The following is an 8,660-nucleotide window of genomic DNA, read 5'->3' on the forward strand; positions in this document are numbered from 1 at the left end:
TCTATAATTCCCATTTCTCCTGTCTCCTGTCTTCCCCTCCTGGGAGGGGCGAGGGGTGGGTTGTCTCCTGTCTCCTACCCTCACCCATAAGACTTTTTCAGCAAGCCCTAATTATTAATTATTAATTATTAATTATTAATTGTTTACTTCTACCAATAGAATAGCTAAGGCAACCACTTAGGATTTAAACCAGTTTGAGGCAACTCTTCTGGTTGAAGCTGCCATGGTGAATCATCTTCTGGAATTTTTGAATCTAAAGGTAACATCCATAAACGACTAATTTTTTTAGTGTTTTTATTATTTTCTTCTTCTTCTTGATTTGATATTGTCACCATTTGGTCAAATAATAATGCTAAACCATCCGGCGATAAATCCATATGAATTTTCTGTTGGTTTGGCAAAATAACTAAAGGTCTTAATAAATTTCTATTAAGATCAAATGCTGCAATATAAGGTTGTTCCTGATACTCTTCTCCCTGCTCTACTACTTGAGTTAATAAACAATAAATAATTCTTTTATTTGGGTCAAATTCTGCACTGAGAATATTACCATAAGGACGAGTTCTTAATACCTCTCGCTCCTCACCTTGATTAGTCACAATATAAAGCGATCGCGTCCCATCTTGATTATATTTTACCATGGTTGCCATAGAACCATCAGGAGCAAAATTTAATACTGTTCCAAACTTTGGTAAAAATATTAAATCCTCTGAATCTGTTTCTGGATTTATTGGTAAAATGGAGGTTCCTTCTCCTTGTAAAATTACTAAACTTCTGCTATCTGGGGTAATTAAAAAGTCTCCACCTTTTTGAATTATTCCCTCTTTATTTGTTAAATGTTGTGCTTCTTTTCCTAACTCTAATACCCACGGACCGGAGTCGAAAACATCTTTTCTATTCACCCGTTGAATCACAATTTTTTGACCATCAGCAGATAAATCAAATTTCAAGTTTTGGTATTCTAAATTATCAAGAACTTTTTCAATTTTACCTACAGTTTCTGAGGACTTTGATTTGGCATCTCCAGAAGTAAAATTAATCCCAGTTGTCACAGTATATATTTGTTGTTCTATCAGAGTTGGAACTTCATTTTGCTTTTCAACTGCCGAAAATAAAATCTTTTCACCTTGGGGAAAAAATTTAAAATCCATTACTTCTAAATTTTTCGGACTTAGTATTATAGATTTTTGCTTTTGAGTTAAATTAATTAAGATTAATCTACCTTTTTCCTCTCCTTGAAAACCTATATAAGCAAATGCGCGATCGCGACTACTAAATAGACCTTGAAAAGGCTGCATTACCTCTCCTTGATCTAAGCCATAAAACTTTTCTTTTGCCCCTGATAATTTCACTTTATACTGATTACCATAGGGAGCAGGTTCTAAAATTGTATAAGCCATTCTCCGACCCGCCCAACTCACTTTTCCTGGTAAAGGTGGTTCTATTGTTAAGTTTTTTTCCACACTTGCATGGTTCATGGGTCGATTAAAATTTAGTATAAAAGCTGTATCTTCAGCTCCTATTTTCTTGTCTTGCCAGCTAAAGTTTTTTACTTTTGGGGCTGTACTTCCACCACCCACAAATAGCAGACAAATTAACACAGTTAACCCGATAATCAAAGTAATAGCAAGTCTATCAAGAGGTTGCCGTAATTCTTGTGAAATAATGTCTTGATTTTCGCGAAATAGATGATTAATTTTTTTTCTTAAATTTACCATTTATTTTTTCCTTATATCATCTCCGGTTGAATACTTAATATCATGTCCGGTTGAATACTTACATTTTGGAGGAGGTAAGGCAGCGGGAGCTGGAGGCAGGAGGCAGAAGGAAAGAAAAGGTTAGAAGGGAAAAGGTTTTTTTATCACGCTATTATCCGGACATGATATAATACTTTGAAATAAGGAAGGCAGAAGGGATTTTTGGTTCAAAGGGAGAAAGTTTTTGGTGGTTAATTATTCGGGCTTAATATTATATCCCACAGATAAAAGTTTCGCAATAGTTTTGCAAATTGTACTTAATCATAATAGTGTTTACCAGCGTTGGAATACTTAACTTTTGAAGATTTATAGAGAGTTATTTGTGAGATGCTGTTATTAAGCAGAGATAATAATATTATCTTTTTCTTTTGAGTTTAATACCCTGCCGTATACAGGATGTTTACAATTGGTTAGGAGTTTGAGTTCCTATCCACTTTTTCCTTCTTACCGAATTATTAATAATTAATAATTAATAATTAAACAATTCTGGTTTAAAGCCTCCCCTTTTAAGGGGAAAAAGCGGTCGAGGGATGGCGAGGTCTCCTCGCCATATCCAATCGACTAAGAGAAAAGAAATAATATTTCCTTATTTTCAATCAAGAACGGTTTTAACCAGAGGTAATTATCAATTATACATTATCCATTATCAATTAATGAATTCTTACTTCTTACTTTTGACTTTTGACTTTTGACTTTTGAATTCCTCCTTCCTCCTTCTTCCTTCTTTCTTTTTCCTTCCTCAATAATCATAAGGATTTTTTGGCTTAGGAATTGGTTCAATTTCAGATGGCGAAATTGTTAGTTTACGTTGACCATTCAGTTCATCAGTAATCATTTTACCTTCAACTTTCAACCAACCATCTTGAGGATATTTACTCCGACTTCTACCCTCTGGTAATTTAACAGGTAATCCCACTGGATAAGCATCAGCAGCACAACAAGTCAGAATAAATCTAGATATCCAAAAATATTGCTCAGATAATCCAGGAGGATAAATTACAAACCCAGTAACTTCAACTTTTTGCTCGTTATAAGCATCTGGTTCTGGATAAACATTTAAAATTCTAATCCATTCAATTAGCGATCGCTCTTCTGGTTTAGTAGCACTACGAAATTCTTGAGGTTGAGTTCTAGTTACTGGCAAAGATTCTGTTAACCCTCTTTGTAATGCTGTTTGACTAGCAAAAACTTGAGGAGTAATCATCAATGCCAATAAAGCTGATATTAATAATAAACTACTACTCCAACCAGGGGGAAAAATATTAATATGCTGATTTTCAATACTGATTGATGTTTGTTTTGATTGTCTCTTAAATCTTTGACTTTTGCGAATACTCCATAACTCCCAAATTTTCAATCCACCTAATAAAAGTAAAGCAATTCCAGCTCCCACTGTTAAACCAAAATAACGAGGATGAATTAATATGTATAACTTGCTTGTCGTCCAATAATGAAATAACACAAAACCCCAAACAAAAATTGCTATAGCATCTATCCAAGAACTATATTGTTTGAGTAGAAAAGAAAGTGACTTGTAAACTCTCATCTGATTAAAATTGCTGACAAATATTGTGGTTTAAAGCCTCCTCTTTTAAGGGGATAAAAGCGGTCGATATTCGCAGCTTCCCGTAGGGTGGGATGACGAGGAAACCTGCGCCATATCCAATCGATCAAGAGAAGAAAAATTTTCCTTTGAATCAATCCTCTTATTTTAAAGGAGAGGTAATTATTAATTAGGGTTTACTGAAAAAGTCTTATGGGTGAGGGTAGGAGACAGGAGACAACCCACCCCTCGCCCCTCCCCCTCAGGTGGAGGGGAAGACAGGAGACAGGAGAAATGGGAATTACAGAGGATGTAGTTGGAAGAATTGTCCCTTAATTTTTCTGCCCAACTCTTGCACAAAATGCTAGTTTTTTGAGCAATCTTTACCGAAAACAGGCGCACTTTTTTCAACCGAAGAAGGCTGAAACCTTTATATGTCAATACTTTTATAGTTAATCAGCAAACCCTAATTATTAATTATTAATTATTAATTATTAATTATTAATTATTAATTGTTCCCTGTTATAAGTTAATTTAACTCAAATATAAATTCACAATCAAAGCCATAATAAAAGTCAATTGCGCTGCTAAAACCATTAAATAAATTACAGCCCGCGACCGAAATACTGATAATAACAAACCAACAGCCTTAATATCAATCATTGGTCCAAAAACCAAAAAAGCTAATAGAGAACCACTCGTAAAAGTTGCAGCAAATGACAAAGCAAAAAAAGCATCCACAGTCGAACAAATAGAAACCACTGCGGCCAAAGTCAGCATAGCAATAATTGAACTAATAGGACCTTGACCAAGATTCAAAATAAATTCACGAGGAGCAGCAACCTGAATCATTGCAGCGATCGCGCTACCAATAACCAAAACTCCACCCAAGTCTTGTAACTCTTGCACCATACTATTTAACAAATATAAAAGTCTCTGTCGATCAGGTGCAACGAACAGAGATTTCCAGCTCATATCTTTGTTAGAAGTGGTTTGACTACTCACACCTAGTGGACTTTGATTAATAGTACTAGCTTCTACTTGCCACAGTGGGATAGATTCCAGGGGCATAGACGTGGTAGATTGACCCAGAAAAAATGTTCCTGACTGTAAAAGAGGAGAAGTTTCATCTTTTTGAGAAACTGACTGTTGAGGTCTAGGCAATAGACGAGCAGTTGTAGGTTGCAATAACGGTCGCATATCCTTTTGCACGCTGAATACCCAACCAATAATTGTTGCTATTGCTAGAGAAAATACCACTCGTAATACCACTATTTCTGGTTGGTCCCTAAAAGCCGTCCAAGTGGCCCAGATTACTATGGGATTTACTGTTGGAGCTGCCAATAAAAAACCAACTGCTACTGAAACTGGTACACCTTGTATCAATAAACGTCGAGCAACCGGAACATTACCACATTCACATACTGGGAATAAAAAACCAACTAAGCTACCTACAAATGCTCCTAAAAGAGGGTTTTTAGGCAGATATGTAATTAATTTACGTTCATCAATAAACCACTGTAATATTCCGGATAAAATCACCCCCAGCAGTAAAAATGGTATTGCTTCTACCAATAAACTAAGAAAGAGGGTAAAAGCATTATTCAACTGATTTGTCAGCGTTGATGCCATCTTTTGATTTACTCTTTAAACTTTTTTTAAGTATTTGATTTTGCTCAAAAATTACCTAGAAATCCGTATTATTCAGATAACTATACATATATTTACAATGTAAGTATATACTAAGGTAATCTAGATAATTAACTCATCTAGGTTGATACAGTTTCTTTTTCTTTTGACACATAAATAATATTCATTTTATGCTTAACTTATCTAGCTTTAAGCCCTTAGTCTTACCAGTTGTTGAAAATTCCCTGCCAAAAACTTTTCAAGAGTTAACTTTACGAGATTTATCATTACATGATTTTCAAGTTGACAGCAATCAATCAGGAGAAGTAGCTGCTTTGAGACTAGAAGCTGAACCAAGATTGCCAGGAATAATCTTAACTGAAGATGGACATATCTCAGGAATGATTTCCCGACAGCGATTTTTGGAGTATCTGAGTCGCCCTTTTGGACGAGAATTATTTCTGAAAAGGTCTTTAAAGACTTTGTATGAGTTTGCTCATATAGATTTTTTACTTATGCCTGGACATACTACAGTTGTAGAAGCGAGTAGTACTGCTTTGCAAAGACCAACTAACCAAGCATACGAACCAATTGTGGTTGAAATGGAACCCTACGTCTACAGAATTTTAGATGTCCATCATCTGCTGATAGCTCAATGTCATGTTCATCAATTGGCCAGTAATTTACTCCATGAACTTTATCAAGAATTGGAGACAACTCACCAAGAATTAGAGCGTCAAGCTTCTTTAGATGCTTTGACTCAAGTTGCTAATCGTAGAAGATTTGACGAATATCTAGCTCAACAGTGGCTCCAAATGTCTAAACAACAAAGCCCTATATCCATCATCATGGCAGATATTGATTGTTTTAAAGGTTATAATGATACTTATGGTCATCAAGCTGGAGATAAGTGTATCAAACAAGTAGCTTTAGCAATTAATCAAGCTGTTCAAACGTCACTTAAAACAAATAAGGAAAATTTAGTAGCTCGTTATGGAGGAGAAGAATTTTCGATAGTTTTACCTAAGATAAATGCTATTGATGCTGTTTCTATAGCTGAACAAATTCGTTCTCATGTCAAGTCATTAAATATTACCCATAAAGCTTCTGTTGCTTCAAAAGTTGTAACTTTAAGTTTAGGAGTTGCTGCAACTATACCTCAATTGAGTAGCTCGCGAGAAGCATTAATTTCTGAAGCAGATCGAGCACTTTATCAAGCTAAAATTAAAGGTCGCGATCGCGTTCTCCTTAGTTAAGGTTAGTTCTGGATAAATTAAAGAACAAAAAATTTTGTTTCAAATTTTTATTTTATTAGTTGCATCTACTCTAAATATCAGGTCTCATTAATTAGATGTAAATATTAATGATCTTCATCCATTATCTTGAGAATCTATCAAATTTCCCCCACCTCCCAATTCCCAACTCCCAACTCCCTAACAAATGTTATTTTTAGGTATTTAAAGAGACATGATATAGCACCACAAGAATTAGTTGTACCATTTCTCCATGAAGTTGCGCTTAATATAAAGTAAAGATAACAGCTATTAGTAAAATTCAGGTTTTGGTAAGAATTATTAAGCGCATTGTTACAGAGAAATAGTATTAATACCATTTTTAAAAAAGAATGTTACGAATAATAAGAATCATAAATAAACTTTCAAATAAAGTCTATTTGACGAAAAAGATAATTTACAAAATTAAAAATGGTATTAAATCTATCCATTCTGAATTCTGGATTCTGAATTCTGTTTGCGAAGCATTCCGTAGGAAATTCTAATAAATACCCTAGCTATTTGTAGCAAACATTTATCAAATTGGTATAAGACATTTTTCAATCCTAAAACTCTTTTACAGTTTGCTATTCCCTATTCCCTATTCCCTATTCCCTATTCCCTATTCCCTATTCCCTATAATTTAAATATTACATAAACTAATTTTATTTTTGAGTACGACGACTTCTAGGAGGAACAACTTTTGCAGAAGTCGATTTGCGGGGACTAGACTTACGTCGCTGTTTCTGGAGTTTTACTTTAGGAAGTAAGCTAGATAAACCTTTGGTTTTGAAGCGTTTATAAACTGAGCTACTCCAGTCACTCACAGAATGACTCATTGCACCAAGTTCTAGACCTACCAATAAAGCAATTGCTTCTTGGTAATGTAGGGAAAGCGATCGCCACAAGCTTTCTACAAACCCTAAAATACTCCATTCCAGCCCCAGTAATTCATCTATAATTAAACCAAATACAACTACCATTCCCAGCAATGTCAAAACATATAGCAATCGTATTGCAGTGCCAATTATCGGTCCGTGAGATAAAAAGGAACGATGATTTAGACTTGTTTGGTAGGGCCGCCAAAACCACTTAAACCAACCCCATCTTTGAAATTGCCGAGAATTAATGTCCAGGTCTGGGCCAAACATTAGCCCACTGAACAAAAAACCCCCAGAAACAAATAAGGTTAAGTGGGTACTATGAATTAACCCAAAGCTTAAGCTTGTTACTATGGGTAAACTCCACAAGGTTATTCGGTCATGGGTGCGACCACTGGGCATAGTAGATTTAATCTAGGCCAAAAAACACAGAATATACTTATCAAAATTAGCAGATATAGCACTACGCGCAAGTCAAAATTCAAAATTCAAAAGTCAGAAATAATCCCTGACTAATTTTGAGCTGCTTGATGCGCGTTCCCTCTCTTAGTCAGCATTCCGCAAGCGAGGTGTCGTCGCTGGATCTGACCACTTGCGAATGTCGTCATCGCGGTGTCGCATCCGCATTTATAAATGTCCGCGCTCTATTTGTGTAGTGCTATAGCCACAATAGATAAAAGATAATTTTTTTACTTGCATATTTAGTGAGATGTGTTATAGTTAGAAAAGTTGGGCGGTTAGCTCAGCGGTAGAGCGCCTGCCTTACAAGCAGGATGCCACTGGTTCAAATCCAGTACCGCCCATAAAATAAATTTAGCTATTAGTTAAGTTTATATTGACTACTCCCCGCAGCTTTTGCCGAGGGGATTCTAAGTTGATACTACGCAACAGGATAAATCCATGTTGCTTCGTTTTTTCGAGCGCTGACCAAAGATATGCTCTTTGGGGACAAGTCAAAGTGCCCCTACACAGTCGGCTTAAGTTTAAGCCATGCTTTGCTGCTTACTTTTGTCTAAACGTTTGTATATCCAGGTAATATCATGTCCGGATAATCAGTGATAAAAAACCTTTTCCCTTCTAACCTTTTCTTTCCTTCTGCCTCCTGCCTCCAGCATAGCTGCCTTACCTCCTCCAAAGTGTAAGTATTCAACCGGACATGATATAATAACACAGGACAACTAAAGTTGTCTAGTCTAAACGACTCGCTTGTTCTCATCCCCCGGTTAAAACCTATGCTTTATAAACATCTTTCTTAACATAAAACTTGACAAAAAGAGTCAAGTGTGCATAGGGGTGCGATCGCTAATCTTCATTTCGGCGCTTTCCCCCTATAAATACTCTATGGTACTTGTGGCAAATCATACACCCCTGCACTATAGATAGGGTTTGCTGAAAAAGTCTTATGGGTGAAGGTAGGAGACAACTCACCCCTAACTCCTCCGGTGGAGGGGAAGACAGGAGACAGGAGACAGGAGAAATGGGTATGGGAGCGAGGAGGCAGTAGGAAGAATTATCCCAAGATTGTTCTGCCATAATAATCCCAAAATACTAGCTTTTTTAGCTTCTTAGATCAAAAAGC

5 protein-coding genes and 1 tRNA gene are annotated in these 8,660 nt (G+C 36.0%); 2 read left to right on the forward strand and 4 right to left on the reverse strand.

What is annotated here, in order from left to right:
- Nucleotides 1-164: 164 nt before the first annotated feature.
- The 3 genes from F6K54_RS34515 to F6K54_RS34525 all read right to left on the reverse strand — a co-directional run bounded on the left by F6K54_RS34515 (nucleotide 165) and on the right by F6K54_RS34525 (nucleotide 4,932).
- Nucleotides 165-1,718: a hypothetical protein gene (locus F6K54_RS34515; protein WP_293088137.1), complete on the reverse strand. Its 1,554-nt coding sequence runs from the start codon at nucleotides 1,716-1,718 to the stop codon at nucleotides 165-167.
- 778 nt (nucleotides 1,719-2,496) lie between these two features.
- A complete protein-coding gene (locus F6K54_RS34520; protein WP_293088139.1) occupies nucleotides 2,497-3,303 on the reverse strand; it encodes a TIGR03943 family putative permease subunit in 807 nt (268 codons plus the stop codon).
- A 531-nt stretch (nucleotides 3,304-3,834) separates the two neighbouring features.
- Complete coding sequence (locus F6K54_RS34525; RefSeq protein ID WP_293088141.1) at nucleotides 3,835-4,932, reverse strand: permease; 1,098 nt, start codon at nucleotides 4,930-4,932, stop codon at nucleotides 3,835-3,837.
- A gap of 188 nt (nucleotides 4,933-5,120) precedes the next feature.
- On the opposite strand from F6K54_RS34525, the gene F6K54_RS34530 reads away from it, so the two are divergent.
- Nucleotides 5,121-6,185, forward strand: coding sequence for a GGDEF domain-containing protein (locus F6K54_RS34530; protein WP_293088142.1), 1,065 nt, complete (start codon nucleotides 5,121-5,123; stop codon nucleotides 6,183-6,185).
- A gap of 680 nt (nucleotides 6,186-6,865) precedes the next feature.
- Here the strand turns inward: F6K54_RS34530 and F6K54_RS34535 are convergent.
- Nucleotides 6,866-7,483 (reverse strand): metal-binding protein, encoded by a 618-nt coding sequence (locus F6K54_RS34535; protein WP_293088144.1) that lies wholly within the window; start codon nucleotides 7,481-7,483, stop codon nucleotides 6,866-6,868.
- 329 nt (nucleotides 7,484-7,812) lie between these two features.
- Here F6K54_RS34535 and F6K54_RS34540 point away from each other — a divergent pair.
- Nucleotides 7,813-7,884, forward strand: a tRNA-Val gene (locus F6K54_RS34540).
- Nucleotides 7,885-8,660 lie beyond the last annotated feature (776 nt).

Source organism: Okeania sp. SIO3B5 (genome assembly GCF_010692555.1).
GTDB lineage: Bacteria > Cyanobacteriota > Cyanobacteriia > Cyanobacteriales > Microcoleaceae > Okeania.

Bases quoted from the DNA above. Each gene is read 5' to 3' on its own strand.
- F6K54_RS34515 (WP_293088137.1), bottom strand. From the start codon at position 1,718: ATGGTAAATTTAAGAAAAAAAATTAATCATCTATTTCGCGAAAATCAA.
- F6K54_RS34520 (WP_293088139.1), bottom strand. From the start codon at position 3,303: ATGAGAGTTTACAAGTCACTTTCTTTTCTACTCAAACAATATAGTTCT.
- F6K54_RS34525 (WP_293088141.1), bottom strand. From the start codon at position 4,932: ATGGCATCAACGCTGACAAATCAGTTGAATAATGCTTTTACCCTCTTT.
- F6K54_RS34530 (WP_293088142.1), top strand. From the start codon at position 5,121: ATGCTTAACTTATCTAGCTTTAAGCCCTTAGTCTTACCAGTTGTTGAA.
- F6K54_RS34535 (WP_293088144.1), bottom strand. From the start codon at position 7,483: ATGCCCAGTGGTCGCACCCATGACCGAATAACCTTGTGGAGTTTACCC.